Annotated in this window: 21 protein-coding genes; 7 read left to right on the top strand and 14 right to left on the bottom strand. The window is 43.2% G+C overall.

Features of this window, described 5'->3' with window-relative positions; genetic code table 11:
• The first annotated feature begins 53 nt into the window (after window positions 1–53).
• Window positions 54–1,880, top strand: a complete 1,827-nt coding sequence (gene phaC, locus L4C44_RS06305) for a class I poly(R)-hydroxyalkanoic acid synthase (RefSeq protein WP_428804623.1) — start codon at window positions 54–56, stop codon at window positions 1,878–1,880.
• A 127-nt stretch (window positions 1,881–2,007) separates the two neighbouring features.
• Here phaC and L4C44_RS06300 read toward each other — a convergent pair whose 3' ends face one another.
• The 6 genes from L4C44_RS06300 to napF form a co-directional block, all read right to left on the bottom strand.
• On the bottom strand, window positions 2,008–2,145 hold the full coding sequence (locus tag L4C44_RS06300) for a TIGR02808 family protein (RefSeq protein ID WP_010430103.1): 138 nt from the start codon (window positions 2,143–2,145) through the stop codon (window positions 2,008–2,010).
• A gap of 11 nt (window positions 2,146–2,156) precedes the next feature.
• Complete coding sequence (locus L4C44_RS06295) at window positions 2,157–2,738, bottom strand: NapC/NirT family cytochrome c (protein WP_009845456.1); 582 nt, start codon at window positions 2,736–2,738, stop codon at window positions 2,157–2,159.
• A 29-nt stretch (window positions 2,739–2,767) separates the two neighbouring features.
• Window positions 2,768–3,229 (bottom strand): nitrate reductase cytochrome c-type subunit, encoded by a 462-nt coding sequence (locus L4C44_RS06290; RefSeq protein ID WP_004731324.1) that lies wholly within the window; start codon window positions 3,227–3,229, stop codon window positions 2,768–2,770.
• A gap of 112 nt (window positions 3,230–3,341) precedes the next feature.
• Entirely contained in the window at window positions 3,342–5,831 is a 2,490-nt protein-coding gene (gene napA, locus L4C44_RS06285) for a periplasmic nitrate reductase subunit alpha (RefSeq protein WP_048660077.1), read from the bottom strand.
• On the bottom strand, window positions 5,828–6,133 hold the full coding sequence (locus L4C44_RS06280; RefSeq protein WP_017058194.1) for a chaperone NapD: 306 nt from the start codon (window positions 6,131–6,133) through the stop codon (window positions 5,828–5,830). Before L4C44_RS06280 ends, napA begins: the two co-directional genes overlap by 4 nt.
• Window positions 6,134–6,155: 22 nt before the next feature.
• On the bottom strand, window positions 6,156–6,635 hold the full coding sequence (gene napF / locus L4C44_RS06275) for a ferredoxin-type protein NapF (RefSeq protein ID WP_048660078.1): 480 nt from the start codon (window positions 6,633–6,635) through the stop codon (window positions 6,156–6,158).
• Between the two features lie 253 nt (window positions 6,636–6,888).
• Between napF and narQ the strand changes: the two genes are divergently transcribed.
• Both narQ and L4C44_RS06265 read left to right on the top strand, forming a co-directional pair.
• Window positions 6,889–8,619 (top strand): nitrate/nitrite two-component system sensor histidine kinase NarQ, encoded by a 1,731-nt coding sequence (gene narQ, locus L4C44_RS06270; RefSeq protein WP_146490720.1) that lies wholly within the window; start codon window positions 6,889–6,891, stop codon window positions 8,617–8,619.
• A complete protein-coding gene (locus L4C44_RS06265) occupies window positions 8,606–9,238 on the top strand; it encodes a response regulator (RefSeq protein WP_008219279.1) in 633 nt (210 codons plus the stop codon). The genes narQ and L4C44_RS06265 overlap by 14 nt, the downstream gene beginning before the upstream one ends.
• A 181-nt stretch (window positions 9,239–9,419) precedes the next feature.
• Here L4C44_RS06265 and dcuC read toward each other — a convergent pair whose 3' ends face one another.
• The 3 genes from dcuC to L4C44_RS06250 form a co-directional block, all read right to left on the bottom strand.
• A complete protein-coding gene (gene dcuC, locus L4C44_RS06260; RefSeq protein ID WP_009845449.1) occupies window positions 9,420–10,787 on the bottom strand; it encodes an anaerobic C4-dicarboxylate transporter DcuC in 1,368 nt (455 codons plus the stop codon).
• A gap of 451 nt (window positions 10,788–11,238) precedes the next feature.
• Entirely contained in the window at window positions 11,239–11,745 is a 507-nt protein-coding gene (locus tag L4C44_RS06255) for a hypothetical protein (RefSeq protein ID WP_428804622.1), read from the bottom strand.
• The gene (locus L4C44_RS06250) at window positions 11,738–12,442 is read right to left on the bottom strand and encodes a winged helix-turn-helix domain-containing protein (protein WP_428804621.1); all 705 of its coding nucleotides are present in this window, start codon (window positions 12,440–12,442) and stop codon (window positions 11,738–11,740) included. The genes L4C44_RS06255 and L4C44_RS06250 overlap by 8 nt, the downstream gene beginning before the upstream one ends.
• 347 nt (window positions 12,443–12,789) lie before the next feature.
• On the opposite strand from L4C44_RS06250, the gene L4C44_RS06245 reads away from it, so the two are divergent.
• From L4C44_RS06245 to L4C44_RS06230, 4 genes are all read left to right on the top strand, one after another.
• Window positions 12,790–15,018 (top strand): lipase, encoded by a 2,229-nt coding sequence (locus L4C44_RS06245; RefSeq protein ID WP_428804746.1) that lies wholly within the window; start codon window positions 12,790–12,792, stop codon window positions 15,016–15,018.
• A 1-nt stretch (window position 15,019) separates the two neighbouring features.
• Window positions 15,020–16,213, top strand: a complete 1,194-nt coding sequence (locus L4C44_RS06240; RefSeq protein WP_428804620.1) for an outer membrane protein transport protein — start codon at window positions 15,020–15,022, stop codon at window positions 16,211–16,213.
• A 192-nt stretch (window positions 16,214–16,405) separates the two neighbouring features.
• Window positions 16,406–17,713: an efflux RND transporter periplasmic adaptor subunit gene (locus L4C44_RS06235; RefSeq protein ID WP_428804619.1), complete on the top strand. Its 1,308-nt coding sequence runs from the start codon at window positions 16,406–16,408 to the stop codon at window positions 17,711–17,713.
• A complete protein-coding gene (locus L4C44_RS06230; RefSeq protein WP_428804618.1) occupies window positions 17,700–20,777 on the top strand; it encodes an efflux RND transporter permease subunit in 3,078 nt (1,025 codons plus the stop codon). The genes L4C44_RS06235 and L4C44_RS06230 overlap by 14 nt, the downstream gene beginning before the upstream one ends.
• A 97-nt stretch (window positions 20,778–20,874) precedes the next feature.
• On the opposite strand, the gene L4C44_RS06225 is transcribed toward L4C44_RS06230, so the two are convergent.
• From L4C44_RS06225 to L4C44_RS06205, 5 genes are all read right to left on the bottom strand, one after another.
• Window positions 20,875–21,627 carry a DUF481 domain-containing protein gene (locus L4C44_RS06225; protein ID WP_428804745.1) on the bottom strand — a complete coding sequence of 251 codons (753 nt, stop codon included), beginning with the start codon at window positions 21,625–21,627 and terminating at the stop codon, window positions 20,875–20,877.
• Between the two features lie 125 nt (window positions 21,628–21,752).
• Window positions 21,753–21,953 (bottom strand): hypothetical protein, encoded by a 201-nt coding sequence (locus tag L4C44_RS06220; protein WP_428804751.1) that lies wholly within the window; start codon window positions 21,951–21,953, stop codon window positions 21,753–21,755.
• A 277-nt stretch (window positions 21,954–22,230) separates the two neighbouring features.
• Window positions 22,231–22,521: a putative quinol monooxygenase gene (locus L4C44_RS06215; RefSeq protein WP_146490713.1), complete on the bottom strand. Its 291-nt coding sequence runs from the start codon at window positions 22,519–22,521 to the stop codon at window positions 22,231–22,233.
• 202 nt (window positions 22,522–22,723) lie between these two features.
• Window positions 22,724–24,094: an endonuclease/exonuclease/phosphatase family protein gene (locus L4C44_RS06210; protein WP_428804617.1), complete on the bottom strand. Its 1,371-nt coding sequence runs from the start codon at window positions 24,092–24,094 to the stop codon at window positions 22,724–22,726.
• A gap of 279 nt (window positions 24,095–24,373) precedes the next feature.
• Window positions 24,374–25,516, bottom strand: coding sequence for an acyl-CoA desaturase (locus L4C44_RS06205; RefSeq protein ID WP_146490711.1), 1,143 nt, complete (start codon window positions 25,514–25,516; stop codon window positions 24,374–24,376).
• Between the last annotated feature and the right edge of the window lie 147 nt (window positions 25,517–25,663).

Raw genomic sequence — 25,663 nt, 5'->3', positions numbered from 1 at the left:
GCAGTGTTTACTGTGAGGCTCGGTGGCGATTTTCCGATTATTGGAGTCATGTTATGTTTCAACACTTCTTTTCGGACTACCTTGTTAAACTTCAACAAACGAACCAGCAATGGTGGGAAAGCTTTGAACAAAACAAGGAAGCCGCGCAATCTCCCCTAAACCAAGCGATGCAAGAATTGAACTTTGATGATGCATCAAAAATCTTCGAGCAAGCCGCTAGCCAACCCGCCGTTCTACTTCAGTTACAATCTCAATGGTGGGAACAGCAACTTAAGATCTGGCAGAATGCCGCGCTGATGGGCAACACCGAGAGTGTTATCTCAGAAGACCGCAGCGACAAGCGCTTTATTGATGAAGCGTGGAAAAACGACCCGTTCTACAGCTTTATAAAACAATCCTATTTGTTATTCAGTAAAAGCTATATTGACACCATCAACTCGATCGAAGGTATTGACGAAAAAACCAAAGAGCGAGTGGCGTTCTTTTCTCGTCAGGCAATCAATGCACTTTCTCCAAGCAACTTTATTGCAACGAATCCAGAGTTGATGAAACTGACGCTTGAGCGAAATGGTGAAAACCTCCTCGATGGATTAGAGCAGTTACAAGCAGACGTTGAAGCAAGCGCCGATATACTCAAGATCCGCATGACCAACAACAACGCTTTCCGATTGGGTGTGGATGTTGCGAACACCGAAGGTGATGTTGTCTTTCAAAACGAGCTGTTTGAGCTGATTCAGTACCATCCAAAGACACCGCAGGTTAACGCGACGCCTTTGTTGATCGTTCCGCCGTTCATCAATAAGTACTACATTCTTGACCTTCGTGAGAAGAACTCGATGGTTCGCTGGTTACTTGAGCAAGGACATAGCGTATTCATGATGTCTTGGCGCAACCCTGGTGAAGCGCAGAAAGACACTGAGTTTGGTGATTATGTTACGGAAGGCGTGGTTAAAGCCGTTGCTGCGATTGAAGACATTACCGGTAAAGAGCAGATTAATGCAGCAGGTTACTGTATTGGCGGCACGGTGTTGGCTTCGACGGTGGCTTACTACGCTGCAAAACGCATGAAGAAACGTATTAAAACCGCGACGTTCTTTACCACCTTGTTGGATTTCTCGCAGCCGGGTGAGGTGGGCGCGTATATCAATGAGACAATCATCAACGCGATTGAGAAGCAGAACGATGGCAAGGGCTATATGGATGGTCGTTCGTTGAGTGTGACGTTCAGTTTGCTTCGTGAAAACAGTCTGTACTGGAACTATTACATTGATAACTACCTCAAAGGCAGCAGCCCGATGGAGTTTGATCTTCTGTACTGGAACAGTGACAGCACAAACGTGGCGGCTAAGTGTCATAACTTCTTGTTGCGAGAGCTTTATTTAGAAAACAAACTGGTTCAAGACAAAGGCGTGAAAGTGGGCGGTGTTTGGATTGATCTCAATAAGATAAAAATACCAAGCTACTTCATTTCAGCCAAAGAAGATCATATCGCTCTTTGGCAGGGGACTTACCGTGGTGCCTTGAATACCGGTGGCAACAAGACGTTCGTGCTGGGCGAGTCTGGTCATATTGCGGGTATTGTTAATCACCCAGACAAGAAGAAGTATGGATTCTGGCTTAACGATAGCTTAGATGATTCTGCAGACGAGTGGTTATCGAATGCGACTCACAATGAAGGTTCATGGTGGACACACTGGAATCAGTGGCTCCAAGGTTTTGAAACTGAAGAAAAAATCGAACCTTTCAATCAAGGCTCAGAGCTTAATCCTGTGATTGGCAAGGCTCCAGGTAACTATGTAAAACAGGTACTTCCTATCGTCGATAAAGAAAACGTTGATACAGAAGTTGCTAAGAAAGACGTACCGGAAAGTGAAGCTTAGAGTACGTATACGTATTTGAAAGTAAAAGTACAGAGTGTCAGATAATAAAAAAGCCACTGAAATCAGTGGCTTTTCCTATCAACGCATTATCAGAAGTAACTGGTAGACGTTGATGCAATCTCGATTATTAATCGATTTCTTTGTCTTTACCCATAGATAAAATCCAAAGAGAAACGGCTGCAACACCTGCGAAGCCGCCAAGAATGATAACTGGCATAGCGCTGTAACCTAGGATGTGCCAAATTACGCTTTCTAAAGTACTCATTCAATCGCTCCTTATTGCCAGCCTTCAACGCCGTGCATGTCTGGTAGTTTGTGTGCAATACCTTTGTGACAGTCTACACACGTTTTTTCACCAGAAGCTAGCGCAGTCGAGTGTTGTTTCGCGCTACGAGGGCTCTGCTCTGAGAAGTCCATGTAATCGAACTGGTGACAGTTACGACACTCAAGTGAATCGTTCTTTTTCAATCGAGCCCATTCGCGTTCCGCTAGGTGAGCACGACGTGCTTTGAACTTTTCTTCAGTATTGATGGTTTTCGCAATAAAGTGTGCGTATAGCTCTTTAGATGCTTGAACCTTACGAACAATTTTATCTGTCCATTCATGAGGTACGTGACAGTCTGAACAGATAGCACGAACACCAGAACGGTTAGAGTAGTGAATTGTCTCTTGGATTTCAGCAACGATAGGTGCGTGACAGCCAGAACAGAACTCTTCCGTGTTAGTTGCCTCCATACCCGTGTTGAATGCACCCCAGAACAAAAGACCACCCGAGAAACCCAAGAACAAAACAACGCCTACGGCTGCTTTACTTGGTGTCGCGAGTCTTTTCCAAAACGCTTTAAGTAATTTTATCATATATAGCCTCTCTTACAGTCCGGCTACGATTAACGCAGTGAATCTACAGGTTTGAACTCGTTCTCAACTAGTGGCTTAGCATTAGCTTGAGGTACGTGACACTGTAGACAGAAGTAACGACGAGGTGATACGTCTGCAAGTACCGCATCTTCACGGTTCATGTAGTGAGTTACACTCACTTTAGTAGCACCCATTTCTTTTGCGTTTTTCCAGCTGTGGCAAGAAAGACACTTGTTAGCGTTAAGAGAAACTTCATAGCTACGAATAGTATGAGGCACTAGAGGTGGTTGGTATACGTAGTCACTCTCAAGTACTTGGTCACGAGGGAACTTTTTGAAGTCATCTGCTGCGCGAGTTGCTTCAAGTTCACTTGCACCACGTAGAGATTCTACGCCACCAATGCCGCCTGGGTTATCCAGTTCAGCTTGAGCTTGAACTGCACCAGCTAGCAAAAGACCAGCTGATAGTAGAGCAGTAATCAGTTTTTTCATGGTTAATTTCTCCGCCTAAAGGCTAATTCTTTGAGAGGACTACTTTTTTCAAAAGCGTGAAAAAAGTAGCCGCAATATTAGATACTTAAGATCGTCTCTCTAAGCCTAGGGCTTAAGCGACTTTAGTGATCTTAACTGGACACTTCTTGTAGTCCGTCTGTTTAGACAGAGGATCCGTTGCATCCAAGATCAACTTGTTGATCAGAATTCTTGCATCAAAGAATGGTACGAATACCAAGCCTTGTGGTGGACGGTTACGGCCGCGAGTTTCAACACGCACACGAACTTCACCACGTTTGTTTTCGATAAGAACTTCATCACCACGGCGAAGACCACGAGCTTTAGCGTCAGCAGGGTGGATGTAACAAAGTGCATCCGGTACTGCTTTGTAAAGCTCTGGTACACGACGAGTCATAGTACCTGTATGCCAGTGCTCAAGAACACGGCCTGTACATAGCCACATATCGTATTCTTCGTTTGGTACTTCTGGTGGAGCTTCATATGGAGCATTGATGATCAGCGCTTTACCATCTGGTTTTCCGTAGAAGTCCCAGCCAGAGCCTTTCTTAGCGTATGGATCTGAACCTTCTTTAAAGCGCCATAGTGTTTCTTTACCGTCAACAACTGGCCAACGTAGGCCGCGTACTTTGTGATAAGTATCGTATGGTGCTAAATCGTGACCGTGGTCGCGACCAAATGCAGCGTACTCTTCGAATAGACCTTTTTGAACGTAGAAACCTTGTGCTTGTGCATCGTCGTTAAGCTCTTGAGCTTCAGACAGAGGGAACGCATCAACATTGCCGTTTTTGTAAAGCACGTCGTACATGGTTTTGCCACGGTACTCAGGCATTTTCGCAACCAGTTCTTCCCCCCAAACTTCTTCAATAGTGAAGCGCTTAGAGAACTCCATGATTTGCCATAGGTCAGACTTAGCTTCACCTACTGTTTTCACTTGTTGGTACCAAGCTTGTGTACGACGCTCAGCGTTACCGTAAGCACCTTCTTTCTCAATCCACATTGCGGTAGGAAGGATAAGGTCAGCAGCTTGAGCTGTTGCTGTTGGGTACGGGTCTGAACAAACAATGAAGTTGTCTGGGTTACGGTAACCAGGTAGACGCTCAGTGTTGATGTTTGGACCAGCTTGCATGTTGTTGTTACACATTACCCAGTAAGCGTTGATCGTACCGTCTTTCAATGCTCGGTCTTGAGCAACAGCGTGTTTACCCGGTTTTGCTGGGATAGTGCCTTCTGGAAGTTTCCAGATGTCTTCTGCAATCTTACGGTGTTTAGGGTTAGCAACCACCATATCTGCAGGTAGACGGTGAGAGAACGTACCTACTTCACGAGCTGTACCACACGCAGATGGCTGACCAGTTAGTGAGAATGGGCTGTTACCTGGAGTAGAAATCTTACCTGTTAGAAGGTGGATGTTGTACACAAGGCTGTTCATCCATACACCACGAGTATGTTGGTTCATACCCATTGTCCATAGAGACATCACTTTGATGTTTGGATCCGCGTATTGCTTAGCAAGCTTGATCAGGTTCTCTTCAGATACGCCTGACATTTCAGATGCTTTTTCTACTGTGTACTCAGCAACCGATGCTTTGTAATCTTCGAAAGAGATTGCAGTCATTGCGCCTGAGTTAGGGTTTGCTGCTGCTTTCTGTAGAGGATCATCATCACGAAGACCGTAACCGATGTCTGTTGTTGCTTGCTTGAAGTTCGTGTGTTTGTTCACGAAGTCCCAGTTAACTGCATCGTTTTGGATGATGTAGTTTGCGATGAAGTTTGCAATCGCAAGGTCAGACTGAGGGTTGAAGATGTAACCAGTGTCTGCAAGCTCAAAAGAACGGTGGTAGTAAGTAGACAGTACGTTTACTTGAACGTGTGGGTGGCTTAGACGACGGTCTGTAATACGAGTCCATAGTACTGGGTGCATTTCTGCCATGTTTGAACCCCACAGTACAAATGCGTCTGCGTGTTCAAAGTCATCGTAACAACCCATTGGCTCATCGATACCGAAGGTACGCATGAATGCACCTACCGCAGAAGCCATACAGTGACGAGCGTTTGGATCGATGTTGTTTGAACGGAAACCCGCTTTCATCATCTTAACGGCTGCGTAGCCTTCCATTACTGTCCACTGACCAGAACCGAACATACCAACACCTGTTGGGCCGTTCTTCTTAAGAGATGCTTTCCATTTCTCAGCCATCACGTCGAACGCTTTGTCCCAAGATACTGGTGCGAAATCACCATCTTTATGGAACTCGCCATCTTTCATACGAAGAAGAGGCTGTTCTAGACGGTCTTTGCCGTACATGATTTTTGAAAGGAAGTAGCCTTTGATACAGTTAAGGCCTTTGTTTACCGGTGCTTCTGGGTCGCCTTGAGTCGCAACCACTTTGCCGTTTTGAGTACCTACTAGTACCGAACAGCCCGTACCACAAAAACGACAAGGCGCTTTATCCCACGTGATTTTTGTTTGATCAGAGCTAGCAATCAGATTGGTTGCTGTTGCTGGTAGTGTCACACCTGCAACGGCTGCCGCTGATGCAGCTGCGTTTGCTTTCACAAACGCACGTCTTGTCATTTTCATACTTCACCCTCAAGTTGAGAATTGTTGCTTCCAGTTTCTAAATCCGTTTCTTCTAGTCCAGTTTCGATTTGGTGATAAACCAAAGCTGTCCCTAAAACGTTCTTAATGTTGTTTATTGCTTCGATGGTGTCCGTTACAAAACCTTGGTTTTCGGTTTCTAGGACCACGATGATTTTGCCTTCAGGGCTATCTCCGTAGATTTCAGCGTTATCGAATTGCTCGATCTCTGCTTTGATCTCATTGAGATGCTCTGGGCTCACATGCACGACTAAACTTGATATATGCACTTCATTTAGTGCCATAAATTGCTCTCGTTATTTTTATTTATGCATTACTCACAAGAATAGCTGAAGTAGGGCAAACTGCTACGCAGGCTCCACAACCGTTACACTCATTTAACTCGATTTTTGGTAGAGCAACACTGCCTGCTCTAAGTTGAAATTGAATGGCCATAGGTTCACACATGTCACCACAGCTTCGGCATTCAACATTTTGTTGCGCTAAACACTTATCAGAGATACTTGCTTTTGCTTGCCAAGGCTCTCCTTGCTTTGGCGTAAAAATGGGTTCAGGACAAACGTCTGCGCATTGATAGCAGAACGTACATTCATCAATTGAGAAATCGACAGTAGGAAACCCACCATCGCCTACAATGATTATCTCAGTCTCACAACTCTCGATGCATTTACCGCAACGAGTGCAGTCATCTGCAAAGCTTTCTAGGTTTTTAATCCAAGGCAAACGAATCTGGCTTGAATCAACTTTTTGCCTAGAAAATAGACGGCGTTTTGATAGATCTACCACTAGATACCCATAGATGTTGCTAAGATGTTGTAATTGTAGGTCATTATTCCATTAATATCTTGTAATTTGTCCTCACAAGTAGTGTAGTTTTAGAAACAATTGTATAAATACCCCCTTAGGGCTAATTGGGGGCATATATTGTCTCAGATCAATAAATTACGAAGCGAGTGATCACATATTGAATGGAGCTATGATTTTTGATGTGTGACAATACGATCTTGCTGGCAAGTCATTTATCAATAGGAAGGCTCTTTTGCTTATAAAACCGGTTTCATCTGTAACGAGTACGATAGCTAAGTCACTGCTATCTATACTGCTGTTGTCGGTTACTACGACTGGCTTTGCTATCTTTACATTGGCTTCAAGTCTGAATGATGCAGAAGCGGTGAATGTCGCAGGTTCGATGCGAATGCAGAGTTACCGTCTAGCCCATGATATTCAAATAGAATCAGTTGATTATGATTCTCATATCCGTGAATTCGAAAGCTCTCTTTACTCACCGTCGATGACCAATTTGGTAAGTTGGGAAGTTCCGACAGACATCACAGAAGACTACTATCTAATCATTGGCCGTTGGCATGAGCTGAAACGTGTATTGAACAGTGAAGATCGCAAACACTATCTCGTGTTAGTTGAAAACTTCGTGACTGAAATCGATGGCTTCGTTTTTAAGCTGCAAGAGTTCTCTGAAGATAAGCTGATAAAACTGGCGTGGGCTGGTGGTATTGGTTTAGGCGGAATTCTCGTCATATCTCTTTTTGTTGTTCACTTTGTACGTAAACAAGTTGTTAAACCGCTACATGCCTTAGTTGGAGCCAGCCAGCGAATTAAGAACAGTGATTTTGAAGTAGAACTCAAAGTGACCAGTAGCAACGAAATGGGCATTTTGACTAAAACCTTTAACTCGATGGCGAAAGATCTCGGCGTGCTTTATCGCAATCTTGAAGATGTAGTAGATGCTAAGACGGTAGAACTACAAAATGCTAACCAGTCACTGCAGGCACTTTATCACTCGTCACAAGAACTTACGGTTACACGTATCGCCCCAGAAAACTTCCGAGCTATTCTGCAGCACCTAGTCAGTCTAGAAGGAATAGAGTCGTTAAGGCTTGAGATAGCTGATAACTCGGGTCGTTCATTGATTATGGATGAAGGCTACGATTCGAATTTAGATTACGAAAAGTTCGAGATGAAGCTAGATGATAACGAACTCATTCTCGGTTACTTGTACTGTTCGTATCACCATGGGCATTCTACCAAGGCGTTGATCGAGAGCTTTATTCAACTGTTATCTCGAGCTATTTATTATAATCGTGCCCAAAAGAAAGCCGAACAGCTTATTATTATGGAAGAACGAGCGACGATCGCACGTGAGTTGCACGATTCACTGGCTCAATCACTATCCTACTTGAAAATCCAAGTTACATTATTAAAGCGTGTGATTGGTAAGTTACCAGAGCAGCAACACAGAGAGCAGTCAGAACAAATAGCGTCGGAAATCGGTAACGGTTTAGCAGACGCCTATACTCAGTTAAGAGAGCTACTCACCACATTCAGGTTGACCATAAAAGAGGGCAACTTCGGAGATGCTTTGAGCACCATGCTTGAAGAGCTCAGCGAAAGAACAGATGCAAAGATTAACCTAACCAATAATCTTTCATCCATAGAGCTTGATGCACACAGTCAGGTTCACTTGCTTCAGTTGATTCGTGAGGCAACAATAAATGCAATAAAACACGCCAATGCCGACTTGATAGATGTATGCTGTATCGATGAGGACGGTGAAGTATTAGTCGTGATTAAAGATAATGGAGATGGCTTTGACTCAAGTAGTTCCAAGACGAACCACTACGGGATGAGCATTATGCAGGAGCGTGCGGCAAGACTGAATGGCGACTTAACGATTGAAGCAGCTCAAGGTGAAGGCTGTACAGTCATATTGAAATATAAAAGTTTGAAGGAAGTTAAAGTTGACGATTTGTAAAGTAATGCTGGTTGATGATCATCCATTGATGCGTAGAGGTATAAGTCAATTACTGAGCTTTGAAGATGAATTCGAAGTGATTGCAGAAGCAAGTAACGGTACTGAAGCAGTCGCTCTTGCCCATGAAGAAGAACCTGATTTGATCTTATTGGATCTTAATATGAAAGGTATGTCTGGACTTGATACGCTGAAAGCACTTCGTACTGACGGCTCAAGCGCAAACATTGTAATCCTGACTGTCTCTGATAGCCCTGCAGACATTGAAGCGATTGTAAAAGCGGGTGCTGATGGTTACTTGTTGAAAGACACAGAACCCGATGAGTTAATCGAACTGCTTAAGCAAGCACACAGTGGTGACAAGGCATACAGCAGTGTGGTTGCTCGTTACTTAAATGACGCAGGTAGCCGTAATGATATCTTCGACCAACTGACTGAACGCGAAATGCAAATCCTTCAAGAAGTTGCGAAAGGTTACCGCAACAAACAGATCGCTGATCACCTGTTTATTTCTGAATCGACAGTTAAGGTACATATGAAAAGCTTGCTGAAAAAGCTGCAAGTGCCTTCACGTACTGCTGCCACGGTTCTGTATCTAGAACGCTATGGTGAAATGAAGTAGGGCTTGTTCCTTTGAAATAAAACTATTTCAAGCCTGACTGCTTATACGTGTCTCGATAGTCTTAACGATGTTGAGACAGTGATATTAAAAAGGCGCTGAACTTATTAAGTTCAGCGCCTTTTGTTTAAGCATTTTATATCGATATTGGTGTTACTAAGTAGCTGTGCTTACTAACGTTGGCTTACGCTGCCATAGGAACCAATACAAGCGTACCAAAGATAACCGTAATAAGACCACAGATTACAGGTACAGACGTACGTTTTACTACTTCAAATGGGCTGATTTTGCCCATACCAGATGTCGCTACAATTACACCAGATACTGGCGAAATGGTACGGCCTAGGTTCGATGCTTGAAGCATTGGGATGATTAGGAACGCTGGGTTCAAGCCCATTTTCGCAGCCAGTGATGGAGCCAGTTCTACGAATGCATAGAATGGCGCGTTACCAGAACCTGTCGCGATAGCTGCAGCCACCGTTAGACCCGTCAGGATAAGCATCAATGCGATACCGCCTGCGCCTGCAGATTCAGCAAGACCGATTAGGTTATCAATCGCACCAATAGACATTAGACCTTGAGCAAATACGCCTGCCGCAACCAACAGCATTACCACGCCTTTGAACGCGTCAGCCATACCTTGGTAGCAAGAGTCTAAATCTTCTAATGTTTTCTCGCCGTCAAACTTCTTAACAACGTAATCGATGACCGCGCCCACGAAGATAGAACCTACCACAATGGTGTAGATATCAAGTGAAAGCCCTGGAATCGTACGACCGTTGAATAGGAAAACGCCGATGATAGGTAGAAATGGAAGTGCAGCGTAGAAAGCTGGTGCCGTTGTTTCGATTTCAGAAACGTCAACTTTTTCCATTGGTGTGTTTTCTTTCTTATCTAGGTATTTGTTCCAGAAGAAAGCCGCACCCGCCATCACGATGATCGCACAGATAGAAACAGGCAGTACCGTTTGAACAGCAAACACATCAAGAGACATGCCTGACTTTTCTGCCGCGATTACCACATCACCAGAGGTTGGTGAAAGAATGATGGCTGCAGGTGATGCACAAACCGCAACTGCCGCTGGGCGAGAAATACCCATTGCCGTCATCATTGGGAATAGGGTTGCCATCAATAGTACACCGAGACCCGTTGCAGAACTTACTGCTAGAGACATTAGACACGCTACGATGTAAGCCGCAACAAGAAGTACATAGGGAGATTTGATCGCAGCAAGTGGTTTTGAGAACTGTTTCACTACCACATTGTTAGCACCAATGTGCGTCATGTAAGAAGCAAAACCACAAAGAAGCATGATTTGCATGCCTAGGCCGCCCCCGCGGTACTGAAGCATGTATTTAACAAATTCTAGTGAGTCGGTAACCATGTTACCTGTTGAAGCGACTTTAGCTGGTAAGACTGTGTGACCAATAAGGCCGGTGATAAGAAGTAGGGCAAGGCCAGCAGTTAGTAATACACCCGCCGCTTTATAGCCTTTTACAATAAAGTAACCAACAGCAATAGTAATCACTAATCCGATCAAGAGCTCTAACATAGAAATCTCCACAAAGTTTAAAAAATATAAGAAAGTGTTTCAGAATATGACAATGAATGTACAGAAAACTGCACTGTGGCACGAGGCATAGTTGAGGTTGATATGATCTAAGACAAACATTTTTTTCGATGTTAATTGTGGTTGTAAATCGTGATTAACTACTGTTATTCAGATGTTAATAAACAAATTTTGTAGCTTGTTAGAATATAACTTGGATCACTTTTGGTTGTTCTAGTTGCATATGTAGGCGTTGTTTTATAAACCATGAGTGTTTTTTGTACTTTGGAAGGAAACGTGTAACGAAGTGGGTATTTATCGGAGTAAAGAGGTGAAAATCTTAGCTTTGAAGATTACTTATGTTTAAAGATTACTTATGTTTAACGCCTACTTACTTCCCATAAGTAAGCGCTAAAACACAAGTTATAATTAAGCTTAAAATAGCCGAGCGAGTTTAGTTTATATCAACGTCAGGAGTGTCATTTGAATACGTTGACAGCTCAGAGCAGACTACCTTCTTACAAAAATGAATCATCCCATAACGCGTCACCAGTAAAAACTCTTCTCTATTCAATGGAATGTAAGGCATGGCGTCAGACGATAGTGTAGAACCTTCACTTATCATGACTTTTTCGTAAAACGATAACTCGCGATTCGGGATGATTTGCTGGTGTTGGTTCTCATCCAGTGAGATGTCGTGTTGAGTGACAGAGTAAGATCCTGATGACGTAAAACCGACTTGCTTGGTCGACACGTATAATAGGTCATAACTGTCATTCTTCTTAAATTCGATGTTAATAGAAGACTGGTTATGAATCATATTATTGGACGGGTTAATAATTGATGCTGTATTTGCTAAATAATGCCCTTCAAGGTGTGATTTAGGAATAAAAGTAGAAAGCCAGCCGACTAATACGCCAAGCAGTACCACAAAAATTGCTGTATTCGTTTTGTTATTCACAAGTCACTCCTTTAAATCCTGCTGGAAAGCTCAGAGATTTTCCTGAATTATCGATGATTATTTTTCGTCCCTTATATTCATAAAGCGTGACGTTGAATAACTCGTTAAAAGTGAATTCGTCGGATTCAATTTTACAAGAGATAAAATGCTGGCCCACGAGATCTTCGCCTAGGCTATTTCTATCTAAATAAGAAAACAAATAGTGGGATAACCCCGCAGTCACGACAAATAATGCAATCAGTGCTAACACACTGTTTGTTTTTTTTGGTGCGGCAGTTGTCTCGGTTGTTGAGCTTTCAGGCGCTGTATTGTCTTCAGGTTGTTTCGTTTCTTGTTTTGGTTGAGATTGAATTTTACGCAGCGCGTGTTCCTTGTCTTGTGTCACTTGTCCTGCAAATCGGTAGCCTTTACCGCGCTCAGTGACGATGATCATCCCGCTCTTATCTTCTAATGCTTTTCGGCAAATCGAGATGGTCTGCATTAGGCTGCCATCTTCAACGTAGATACCTTTAGACACCCACACTTGTTCAATCAGAACTTGGCGAGTGATCACCTCATTGGGTCTCGAGATAAAAAACTTAAGCAGCTCTGATTCATTAGAACCTATTGGGTAGGTACGGCCCGTCTTAAAGTGATGGATTTCACTCTCTTCTAAATTGACCTGTATATCATCATTGATAATAAATTCAGCAGACATCTGCGTTCTCATTGTTATAAGCGTTCTAACCTAAATATAACAAATCTTACAACAAACATAAACTTACTGATTTCATCGTCTTTGATATTTAAGTAACTGAATTTATGTTGATTATTAACCTAATTAGATTTCCTTATATACCTTTTTGAGGTTGTTTAATGCGGTTTCAGGTGCCTGCCGTTAGTAGCTATTGGATCATTAACAGGTGACGCTGATTTAGTGGGTGTGGGTTAAATGCTCAAATTTCTTACGTAGTTTTATCAACGTGTCATTCCAACTTGTGTTGCCTTGCTCTCTGCGAATAACAGTCGAACTTACCTCCGACTCAACCGGCAACTCAAATAACGATAAATCGCACGACCACACCAGTTAAATGCGAAAACTACGAAGGAGCTGTTTTGAACGAATTCAATAAGCCATATCTATGTGGACTAATTACGCTTGCCTTACTCGGCTGTCAGTCTGAAGACTCGACTCAAGAACCTGTTTCAGTATTGGTTCCTTACAACATTAATGAACTACCAAAACCGAACGACGGATATGGGTACGACGACGATGGCACCATTACCGGAGTCGGTGAGCCCGCTGCCGCGATGTCATCGACCAATGATGCTTATTATCAGGACTATAACAATTCATACGCAGCCCTAGACGGTTGGGGGCTTTGTGCGGAACCGATTTTAATTCCTTTACAAAGTGTTAATTCTGATAAGCGTTTTCCACTGAATAATGAAACTTTATCGGGGAACGTGGTGTTAATTAATGAGTCAACTGGTGAGGAAGTTGGCACTCAAATATCAGCTGATGGTTCTAATATTATTATTCAGTGTAAATCAGGATTAAAAGAAGATACGACTTATTCGATCGTTGTGACTGATGGAGTTAAAACTGAATTTGACGAACCTTTAAAAGCAGACGCTAGCTTTGATCAATTAATATACTCCGAGGCACAATTTAATAACGACAAAGAACAAGATCTCCACACTCAAGTTATCAGCGCTATAAGCTCATATGAAGAGATATATCCGGGTAAAGGAATTCCTGTATATGCCGCACAGTTTAAAACTCAGAGTTCTTATGCTCCCTTGGATGCGATGAAATATAACCATGAGGTATTTGGAAGTTCTTTTACTAGTCAGTTAAATCCGATTACAGAACGGAAGAAAGATTACGATCTCTATACCAAACAGCTTAAGATTCCTTCCTATTTACCTTTTACTAAAGCAAGAGAATCAGAATGTATCATTGATGAGTTTGAACCGAAGGATAACTGTCCTCCACTTTACGAATGGATTACAAACATCGATGGTGGTTTCCCTACGGAAAGAGTCCCAACTCCGAAGATAACCGAAGAGTTAGATATAACTGCAGATATTTATGTTCCTAATGGATGGGACAAAAGTAGTCAGTTACCTACAGCAATATTTATTCATGGTGTTACGGCTGAACGCGGTACCGCTTCTTTGATGGCTGCGGAATATACAAAAAAAGGTTACGCCGTCGTTGCGATCGACATGCCATATCATGGTGAGCGAATGCGGTATGACATTAGCGACCCAGAAAATCCAATAGAAATCAGTGCTCGAGCAAACAAGGCGTTCTTCATCAATATTGATTCCCCTTTAGCACTGCGTTCTAACCTTCAGCAATCAGTGTCTGACTTTTTAGGTCTTCGTTATGCGCTAAGCCAAGAAGCTTGGGTGAAAAAAGATGACGTTCACTTAATTGGACAATCGCTGGGTGGAATTATGTCGGTAATGGTGAGTGAGTTTAGCCAAGCAAGCCCTGATTTTCACTCGGATACTAATTCTAATTTCGAATTCAATACGGTGAACTTTGTTGTTCCGGGGCAGGGGCTAACCAATTTGGTTTTGTCTTCTCAAACCTTAGGTCCTGAAATGTCAGAAGGGGTTAAGAAATCCCCAGATGTTCAGCGCGGTATTGCTGAAACTGTGATACCAGATACATGTACAACAGAAGCAACGAATCAGCAGTGCATTGAAGCGCTTCGGGAGTTTGTCGCACTTTCAACAGATAACGCGCTGCTTGTGAGTCAGCTGGAGAATGACATATTTGATCTTGTTGTAACTGACCTTAAACAAGGGGTTCAAGCAACAATTGATAGTGCTGACCCTGCTAGCTTTATCTCTCGCCAAGTAGCTGCTGAGCAACCAACTCTTTTGTTAGCTGCCGTTGGAGATTGCGGGGAAACCTGTGACGTTGGTGTTGATTATGTCCCAGATAGCGTAATTCCGAATACCGCGCCAGATAACATTCGTACTGGTACTGAACCACTGATTACTGCGCTTGGCTTAGACCCAATAACGGGTACAAAGCGTGATCAGATCGAACTCGGTGGAGTCATAAGAACGACAACAGGTGGACACGGTACGTATTTGTTTCCTTATGAAGGGCCTGTTGATGAAAATGGATTGCCGGGCACACCAGGTGAAAACATGTCAGACGTTCGTGAAGCGGTGGGCACTCAACAAATTGCCGTTGCTTCAATGGTAATGAGTGACGGCTCAGTCGTAGTTATAAACAACGAAGATCATATCGAAACTGAGGTGCCTTAAGATGAAGAATAAACTCATATTGGGCACTGCAGCAGCTCTTGTTCCTTGCTTGACCAACGCGGCTGGATTTCAACTTAACGCGCAGTCTGCAACGGGTTTAGGTCGAGCATTTGCCGGGGATGCTGTAATAGCTGACAGTGCTGCGATCGTCGCTAAGAACAGCGCTGCAATGGCATATATTGAACGACCTATGTTGTCTGTAGGTTCTGTTTATATCGATAGTGGTATCGATGTTTCTAATGTGAGTTACACGCCGATGATAGGCAATACAGAAACACTCGATGATCAATCTCTCGATGCGGGAACATTGGTTCCAAACCTTCACTATGTTCATCCGATTCAAGGCTCTAAATTTACCTTAGGTGCCACTGTGCATTCTAACTTCGGTACCGATGTTGAGTTTGATGAGTCGTTTGAAGCGGATGAGTTTGGTGGAAAAACGGCACTCTCAAGTATCAATGTCGGCTTTGCTGTCGCTTATGAGCTCTCTGAAAAGATCAATTTAGGTGCAGGGCTAGATGTCATCTATGGGGAAGGCGAAATTCATAGAAAAAACCTGCTGGACGTTGATGCTGATGGTTTTGGGCTGGGCGCCAATGTAGGTGCTACTTACCAAGTTAATGAAAACAACAGGTTCGGAATTACTTATCGATATAGCCCGGATATCGAAGTTGAAGGGGATATTACTAAAGGTGGAGTGCCTGCCGACAAGATGAATGTACCACTGCCAGATACATTGGAGTTTTCTGGTTGGCATCAGCTTAACGAGCAATGGGCATTCCATTACAGTCTGCAATGGGTAAATTGGTCTGAGTTTGATTCGCTGACTTCAGACTCTTATGACGACTCAATTAAAGAGTATCAATGGAAGGATGCAGGACATGTTTCTGTCGGTGGTACATACACCATGTCAAAAGACATCGTTCTACGAGCGGGCTACATGTACGACATTTCCCCGACTGACGAACTCACATCGCTCTCTATTCCTGATGTTAACCGTCATTGGCTTACAGTCGGAGGGACGTATAACTTCACGGCTGCCAGTTCTGTGGACATTGGTGTCGGCTTTATCATCGGAGAATCACAAAATATTGACGAAAGCCTGACGACGATTCCAGGAACGAGTTCCAATATAACTGCAGATGTGAGCGCTGACGCTGTTTTACTTGGTGTTCAATATCAACATCGTTTTTAACTTTTACTTTGGAGTTTAGAACGAAAACTTTAGGAATCATATAAACATTGCTGGGCTCGACAGTGAGTTGAGCCCAATTCTCATTATTAGCTGTTTTAGCATTATTTAAATAGCTGGAAGCTCATTAAGTAAAAAATAGCTGCTTAGAAAAACGTTTAATTCATTTGAATTTGACGGTTATGGTTATTAAAAATGAAATTTACAAAGCTTAGCAAAACAATCTGTTTGGCACTGTTTGCCTTACATATCTCTCCATCGTTTGCCCAAGACTCAAACTTGATTCCTGTGACTATCGAAAAAGCGCACAAACAAGCATTCACATCTTCAATCAACGAGGTTGGCAAAATCAGGGCAACGGATTCTGCTGCATTGACATTCAGTGCCTCCGACAAAATTCTCAATATCCATTTCAAAGATGGAGATTCAGTTAAAAAAGGCGAGTTGATCGCTCAACTGGACAATACCAAAGCGAAAGCCGATTTAGACAAAGCAAGAAGCTCTCTAGCGTTAGCAAAGTCGAAATTAAAGCGAGTACAAGAATTACTAAAGAAACAGCCTGACTCTATGTCTCAACAAGATGTTGAAGAACTGGGAGAGCAGGCGAATTTAGCTGCGGCTGATTTCCGTCAGAAAGAAGCGCTAATGAATGACTATTTGTTGGTTGCGCCATTTGATGGGCAGCTAACAAATTTTACTCACTCAGTGGGTAGTAAGATTGATAGCTCAACTGCGTTGGTGAGTTTGATCAAACTCGATCCTGTCGAAGTTCAGTATTCAATTGGACAGTCTGACTTGGGTAACGCAAAACTAGGTCAGAATGTTTCCATCCAAGTTGATGCATTTGTCGATAAAGCCTTTTCTGGCGTGGTGGATTACATTGCGCCGGCGGTGGACGAAAGTTCAGGCCGTGTAGAAGTACACGCGCGCGTGACTAACCCAGAACATCGCTTGGTTCCGGGTATGTTTGCCAAAGTAAGTCAGATGACGAGCGAAGACTCGACGCAGATGGTGGTTTCTCAAAATTCCGTTCAAGCAAGAGATGCGGAGCGCTTTGTTTGGGTAGTGAATGGTGAAAAAATCGAGCAACGCATTGTGGAATTAGGCGTAAATACTAACGATGGTTACGTTGTTGTAGAAAAGGGCTTAAAACTAGGTGATAACGTCGTTGTGACGGGGCAACAGAATCTCAAGAAAGCCTCACTAGTTAAGGTAATGAATCCAAATGCTGAACAAAAAACGGTTGAGTTAATCACAGAGCCGACAGACAAAGAGAACACTCAGCAGACTGCTGAGCCTCAAGTAGAAAAGACCGTAACACAGGTGGATGAACCACATCCGATTGAGCCTTCGGTTGATTGGACTGAAGCATCAAAAGGTGTAGACGAAACGATCCGCGAAAACAGCGAGCAAGCAGAAACAAGCTCGACTGTTGAGAAATCAGTAAGCGAAACTCAAAGCAAGGAAGCCGCAACGAAGGAGAATTTGAATGAAGCTTCCTGAGATCTGTATTAAGCACCCGGTGTTTGCTTCTGTACTGAGCATCACCATTGTTTTGCTTGGGCTTCTCTCGTTTCAAAAGCTCTCAATCCAATACTTTCCTGAACATAAAACACCGTCAGCAACGGTAACAGCAGCGGTCAATGGCGCCAGTGCAGAGTTCATGTCGCGCAATGTGGCAGATAAGCTAATTACCGCCGCAACTGGCCTCGACAGCGTGAAAACCATGACGACGGACTGTCAGGAAGGAACATGTAATCTAAAAATTATCTTTGAAGATGACATTGATGACGTCGAATACACCAGCTTGATGAACAACCTGCGCAGCAGTGTCGAAGCGATTGGTGATTTCCCGCCGAGTATGACGGATAAGCCAACGGTAACGGATGATTCTTCTGACACCAGTATGCCGAGTAACATCATCACGTTTGTGAATACAGGCAAGATGTCTAAGCAAGATATGTACGACTACATTAGTCAGCAAGTCGTGCCTCAATTTAAACACATCCAAGGTGTGGGCGGTATTTGGGGGCCGTATGGGGGTAGTGAAAAAGCGGTGCGTGTTTGGCTACAACCCGATCGCATGATGGCGCTCAAGATGAGTGCATCCGATGTGGTTGCAACATTGAGCTCATACAACGCGACATTTACTGCGGGTACTATCAAGGGGCAGGTAAGAGACTTCTCAATCAACCCCGTAAACCAAGTGACCAGCGTTGATGACGTGCGAGACTTGGTGGTTCGTGTCGATAACGGCAAGATTATTCGTATAGGTGATATCGCTGAAGTTAAAATGGGTGAAGAGAGCCTAACGCCAAGTATTCTTCGTGTAGATGACAACCTAGCGATGTCGATTCAGGTATTGCCACTGAAAAGTGAAAACCCAGTAACCGTCGCCAATAAAGTTAAGAAACAGATTGATGTGATTCAGCCTCAGTTGCCAGAAGGCATTGAGATGAAGATGGTTTATAACCAAGCTGATTTCATTAAAACGGCAATTGACGAAGGCTTTATGACTTTAGTTGAGGCGATTGTTCTGGTTTCAGCGGTTGTGGTTCTGTTCCTTGGCTCTTTTCGAGTCGCTTCTATCCCGATCATCACCATCCCGGTGTGTGTGATAGGTGTGTTTGCTGTAATGCACTTGCTTGGTTTTAGCATCAACGTACTGACGATTTTGGCGATCATTCTTGCCATTGGTTTGGTAGTCGATGATGCGATTGTTGTTGCTGAAAACTGCTACCGACATATTGAAGAGGGTGAAACCCCATTTGATGCAGCAATTAAAGGATGTCGAGAGATCGTATTCCCAGTGATTGCGATGACGTTGACTCTAGCGGTTGTTTACTTACCAATAGGCTTGATGGCTGGTTTAACCGCTGATCTATTTAGGCAGTTCGCGTTCACACTTGCGGCAGCGGTGATCATATCTGGATTTGTGGCGTTAACGCTCTCACCAATGATGAGTGCTTATTTAATGAAGCCAGTATCAACCCCGGCGAAGTGGTATCAGAAGGTTGATGCAAAACTGAATGTGCTATCGGACTTATACACCGATGAACTGGGCAAATGGTTTGATCGTAAGGCTCTGATGAGTGGTATCGCTTTGATGCTGATTGCTCTGTCTGCTTTGGCGGTTTGGAAAATGCCTCAAGTGTTGCTTCCAACGGAAGATACTGGCTTTGTTGAGGTGAGTTCTACGCCGCCAACAGGGGTTGGTCGTCAGTACCATCTAGATAACAATGAGCAACTTAACAGTGTATTCAAAGGTGATACTTCAGTAGAAGCGAACTTATCTTACATTGAAGGTACACCGACTAATCACGTTCTATTGAAACCATGGGGCGAACGTGACCAGTCTGCCGATGAATTAGTGAATGAATTTATCGCTAAAGCACAAAGTTCGGTCTCTGCTTACGGCATGTCTTTCAAGGTGCGCTCAGCAGATAACTTAAACATTGCAACCAACATGATCCTTGAACTGACTACCGTTAACCGTGATACCACGGTGCTGTCTGAAACCGCAAGTGAGGTCGTCAATACGCTAGAGGATTACGAGGGTGTGACCAACATTAAGAACTCAATGTTGCGTGACCAATTACGTTATGACTTGTCGATTGACCGCAATGCGATTGTGCTATCTGGTGTTGATTACGGTAATGTAACCAATGCGTTATCGACGTTCCTTGGTTCTGTCAAAGCGGCAGATTTGCAAGCGGACGACGGTTATACTTACCCAATTCAAGTGCAAGTGAACCGAAGTGACCTTGGTGATTTCAAGGTGTTCGATAAGCTGTATGTGGATTCACAGTCGGGTCAAAGGCTTCCTTTATCTCAGTTTGTATCAATCAAACAAGTGACATCAGAATCCAACTTCAAGACGTTCATGGGTAAAGATAGTGCTGAAATTACCGCGGACTTGATGCCCGGATACACGGCAAGTGATGTGAAGGCCTACATTGATGGCACAGTACCAAGCTTATTGAAACCTGCTCAGAGCTACGAGTTCAATGGCATTGTAAAAGACTTGGTCGATTCAACAGCCGGTGCACAGGTGTTGTTCGTATTGGCGTTGATTTTCATCTTCCTGATTTTGGCGGCGCAGTTTGAAAGCTTTGTCGACCCGATGATTATCTTACTGACGGTTCCATTGTGTATTGTGGGTGCGATTTTGACGCTTTCAGTATTTGGACAAAGCCTGAATATCTATTCAAAGATAGGATTGCTGACGCTGGTTGGCCTAGTGACCAAACACGGTATTTTGCTGGTGGAGTTTGCCAACGAGAAACGTAAATCTGGCGCAAGTGTGAAAGAAGCGGCGATAAGCAGTGCGCGTTCAAGGTTACGTCCCATTTTGATGACGTCACTGACGATGATCCTCGGTTCATTGCCATTAGCGTTGGCGGATGGTCCCGGTTCATTAGGCCGAATCAATATTGGTTTGGTGTTAGTCGGAGGTTTGACAGCAGGAACTTTCTTCTCACTGTTCTTAGTGCCTGTCGCGTACGTTGGTATGGCGAATCTAAAACAGATGGACATACTGACTCGGTTAAGAGCGAAAACAGCGTAGCGAGATGCTTTAGATTTAGCTAGATACTTCAAGGCCCTCATTGTGAGGGCCTTTTGCTATTGTGGGCTAGATTAAGTGAAGAAAGCAGTGAGGGCGGTTAGAAATCGTAGTTTAGATTCATTGAGCTGTAGATTTCGGCGTTACTTTGGTCAGATGCAACAGTGGTGTTGTAGATATATTCGGTATCAAAGGTTAGCGCCAAATTACCCATCAGAATATTCTTTAGATAGCCTTTGAGGTTGTAGTTGGTGTTTTCCTCACCGTAAGCCATGTTAGCGGTTGCGCCCATAGAAAACGTTTCTGTGAGCGTTAATGAGCCATCAACACTGGCATTAACGATCAATTCATAGTTTTCTTTGTTGGGGAACTCTTCATCGGAGGATTGTCGTTTACTGATTCGGTAACCCGGACCAGCGGAGCCTTGGAGTTTAATTCTTTCAGTATCATAAAAGTGACGACCTAGTCCGGTAGCAGCAATGAACTGCTTACGATAGGTACCAAAGTGGTCGTGTTCAAAACGTGTTGTCGCAACCAAATAGGTGACTTCGTTTAAGTCATAGCTGATGCCATAGTTGGTGGTATAGCGATTAGTGCCGTCTTCATCATTTTCAGCATTGGTATAGTACGTATCGAATTGGACACGTTGACCCCAGTTCTCTTTTTTGTATCCAACAGAGATTCCAGAGTTGATTGATAAAGATGAGCTGGTGTTTTGAGAGTAGATAAACCCGAGCTTGGTCAGGGTCGTAAAAGGAGATTCTTCAGCTTCTTCGTTTAACTCAGAACCTTCATTTAATACGACTTCGTCCTCGAGTACCACTTCTTCAACTTCTTCTGCGAATAGGGGCATAGAGAAAGCGATTAGAACGAAAGTTAGCTTTGGTAGGAATCGTGTGTATGAAATTGTATTTGCTAATGGGTGCGATGTTCGTGAGATAGTGTGTTTCGACATAATGGTTTTGTATATAAAGTGATTTAACACGACGAACTGAGTGTTAGTCTGATGAGTAGACAGTGATCGAATCGAACCGTTGGCATTGCCGGCGCAGCTTTCATCGTAATCGACTCCCAATTCATTTTTGGGGTCGGAATGGTATGCACGGATTGGATTAAGTGGAGGTGCTGATTGAATAAACTTACTTCACTTACAGCGTTCTCAAGTTGTTTGGTATTCATCTACATTCCTGTCGACTGTTGTTCTTGTAATTTGGCGCTTAGTTTATGGTCAAAGCGCGCGAACAGTATTTAAATGAATGTGAATGATCTTTCGTGAGGTTGCTTGATATTCGTTTAGGAATATTTCGACTGTGGATAGGTTAGGCTCTGTTTATGAGGGAGGAAGTGGCACATCGAGCCGGGTGCAAAATGAACTCGAAAAAGTATGACAGGCAAGAAAAGCGAAACCCTGCGTTAAGAGCAGGGTTTTTTATTGAATTAGGATTGAGTCGTTCGGCTATGCAATATGCGTCATTTTGTTCATCACAAAGCTTTCAATACAATCTTCGGTCGCAGCTACGTACTCAGCGATGTGCTGGCTTGCTAAGTGCTGCTCTAGGTGAGCTTCAGACTCCCAGTTTTCATGAAAAACGAAGTGAGCCGGATTATCGTTATCTTGGTGTAGATCGTAGTTAATACAGCCATCTTCAATACGGGTTTTATCGATCAATTTAATCATCTCGGATTTAACTAACTCAATCTTACTTCCTTTAGAGACGATTGTTGCAATAATGGTTAGCTTACTCATTCTAATTCCTTGGTTTTTAACTCAATAAGTGCAAGTAATATAGTTATAAATTCAGATTCAAGAAAGAGTTCTGAAATCCAATAACTATGGTTCTTGGCGTCCACAATTCAAACTCGAGAGCATAAAGCTAGTGGTAATCGGTTACGCTTATTAAAAAGCCCTCATAGTAATATGGGGGCTTCTTAGGGTTCAATTGAGTGGGTTAGTTACTGAAATCTGCTTTGACCCAAACCATACGGTGATCTGAAGAAACATCTTTTCCGTTACCATAATCACCAATTCGTGAGTCATTGAATAGCTTGCGTCCTTCTTCGTACGAAGCTGACCAATAAACACCAGATTCAACAATGTTTAATGAAGCGGACGGCAGTGCGTAATCTACAGCAAGTCCAAATGTCGAAGTGATACGGTTTGGCTGTGGGTGAGACGATGATTTATCTACCGCATGTTCAGCTGCACCATAACTTGTTGGGTACAAGCTGCCATTGGTGACATCTTGGTTAACTAATACATCATTGTGCAAGTCCTGCATTACAGAACTAATACCGTCGCCATCTACTGGGTCTAGGTTTTGATCGCCCATCATGACAAAGTGTTTACCTTGCTCTAAGCCGCCAGTTTTTCCTGAGTCGTCATAGATGAATGATTTGTTTTGGATGTACTGGTGCCAGAAGTCGACTTCTGCTGCGTTCTGTTCAATGTTCTTACCTACATCGAAAGTGGGCGGAGTAGGGTGTGACATCAGTAAGTGAACGGTTTCTGTGCCATCTTTGGTTGGGATGAGGATCGGCGCATCAACGTGGTTCTTTGAAGATAAACGAACTTCTGCCCATTCTTCGGCCGTGTACCACTCATCGCCGCAAACCATACCTGTTGGGAACTTACTAGGGTCGTCGCAAACAGTGATTGTTGGAATAGTGGCACCTTCGAGATCTTTCCATTTGAACTCTTGGAATGTACGAGTGTTGGCTGTATCGATTTCATATTTTGACATTAGAGCAAATGCGTATTGCCCATGATACAAACCGAAGCCCCACGCATCTCCTGGCAATGTTCCAGCGTTACCATCATTATCTAAATCAAAACCAAATTCGTTCAGTAAACCTGTATTAGTTGAGTAGCTTTCAAAGTATGGGTATGAGATTGGCTCTAGGTTCGCGTCGCCACCTGCACCTTCAATACTTTGAGCAACAGAAAGGTAGTTCTTTTGAAAACCTTCAAGCGCTGATTTATCAGCACCTGTTCCGTCATTGTTAAACTCAGCCATCATAAGCACATCAGGACGATTCTTTTGAATCACAGCTGCGACGTTACGGATCTGAATAACTTTTGCTGCCTTTTCTTTGTCAGCGGCGCTAATTGTATTGTCCAAATAATCGGACACCAACCTCGCTTGAACGCTAGGTTCGATTTGCATTTCAGTGACGAGATCTTGGAATGTCGCACGATCAAAAGACAAGTTATAAGTAGCGATCTTTACTTCTTCAGGTTGAACGTAATCAGTGTCGCTGCTGCAACCAATTAAAAGCGCAGAAGAGATAGCGAAAGCGATAGAGGTTTTTAACATTTTCATAAAATGGGTCCGCTGATTGCTGAAAGAATTTTGGGACGCGCATGTTATGAGATGGATGTCATTCTGTAAGTGACATTACTCACAGGTATGATTCTGGAATGACATTTTGTTGCATTGAAAATGTGACATTTGGAACTGGTGTCTGTTATTAGAATAAATACTTAAATTTCATGAATTTAATTAGATCTGTGAAATAAAAAAGCCCTCATGGCAAGATGAGGGCTTTTGAATAAGAAATAAACTGAGTTGTTATTGGTGTGTTAAGTGTACTACTCCACCTTAAGCATATTGTTCCACTGTCATCACCCAATTTTTCTTCTGTTGTTCGAAATTCATTTTGATTTGCTGGTAACGAACTTTAAGAACTGAGTGTTCGTACTTCTTCACAACGTCTTCACGTTTACTTTCAAGTAGTTGCTTTTTGACTTCGTAGTACTCGTTCATGTTTGATACTAGAGCATCGAACTCTTGTTGAAGCTTGTCTGCGATTTGTTGCTTGTCGGCACGGTGCATAATTTTTTGCTGCGTGCGTTTAAGTAGCATAGACGCTTCGGCTTTCTCGATACGAGCTTGAGGGGTTTTCTTTAGCTTACTTGCCAGTCCCATCAGCGAAGCACTCTTGATCAACCACTTTGTTGGATCGTATTGCCACCAGTAGATTCCGTTACGGTAGTCGTTCTCAAAGATGTGGTGGAAGTTGTGGTAGCCTTCGCCGAAAGTGAGTACTGCTAACACACCGTTATCACGCGCTGTGTTTTTGTCAGTAAAAGGTTGGCTCCCCCAGATGTGAGCAAGAGAGTTAATGAAGAATGTTGTGTGGTGGTTAAGTACCAAACGAACCGCACCTACGATTAACAACATGCCAAGCACGTCACCGTAAATAACACCTAAAGCGATAGGAACACCGAAGTTCATCAGCAATGCCAACAGAACATAGTGTTTGTGCTGCCACATAACAATCTTGTCTTTTTTAAGATCACGACAGTTTTCATAGTTTTCATACATTGAGGTACTGTAATTACGAATCATCCAGCCTATGTGTGAGTACCAAAACCCTCGTTTTGCAGAGTATGGGTCTTTGTCATTATTATCGACATGCTTGTGGTGTACTCGGTGATCAGAAGACCAGTGTAGCGCGCTGTTCTGCAGGGCAAATGCACCACCTAATGCAAATAAGAATCTTAGGCTTGAATGCGCTTCAAAAGCTTTGTGTGACCATAAACGGTGATAACCTGTCGTGATTGAAAGGTTACAGAACGTAAAACAGATCGCTAGCCATATCCAGTGCTCCATACCATAGCCAAAAAAGTAGCCATAAACAGGGGCCGCAACAACAGCAAGCAGCATACTAAAAGAGAATATAAAAATATTGAGCCAGATTAATGGCGGCTTTTTTGTTGATGGGTTATCGGCACTATTCATTAGCAAATTTCCATTGAGCTTACATCTGTGCGCTAGAATATCAGCGTACACGTGTAAGTCAAGATTGAAAGTGTAAACGTGTATTAGTATGTTTTACTTAAATATTGTATAAAGGTAGTGTGAAATGTAGTAGCAAGTCATAAATGG

The organism is Vibrio satsumensis (assembly GCF_050337435.1).
Classification (GTDB): domain Bacteria; phylum Pseudomonadota; class Gammaproteobacteria; order Enterobacterales; family Vibrionaceae; genus Vibrio; species Vibrio satsumensis.
This window is presented reverse-complemented; position numbering and strand designations above follow the sequence as displayed.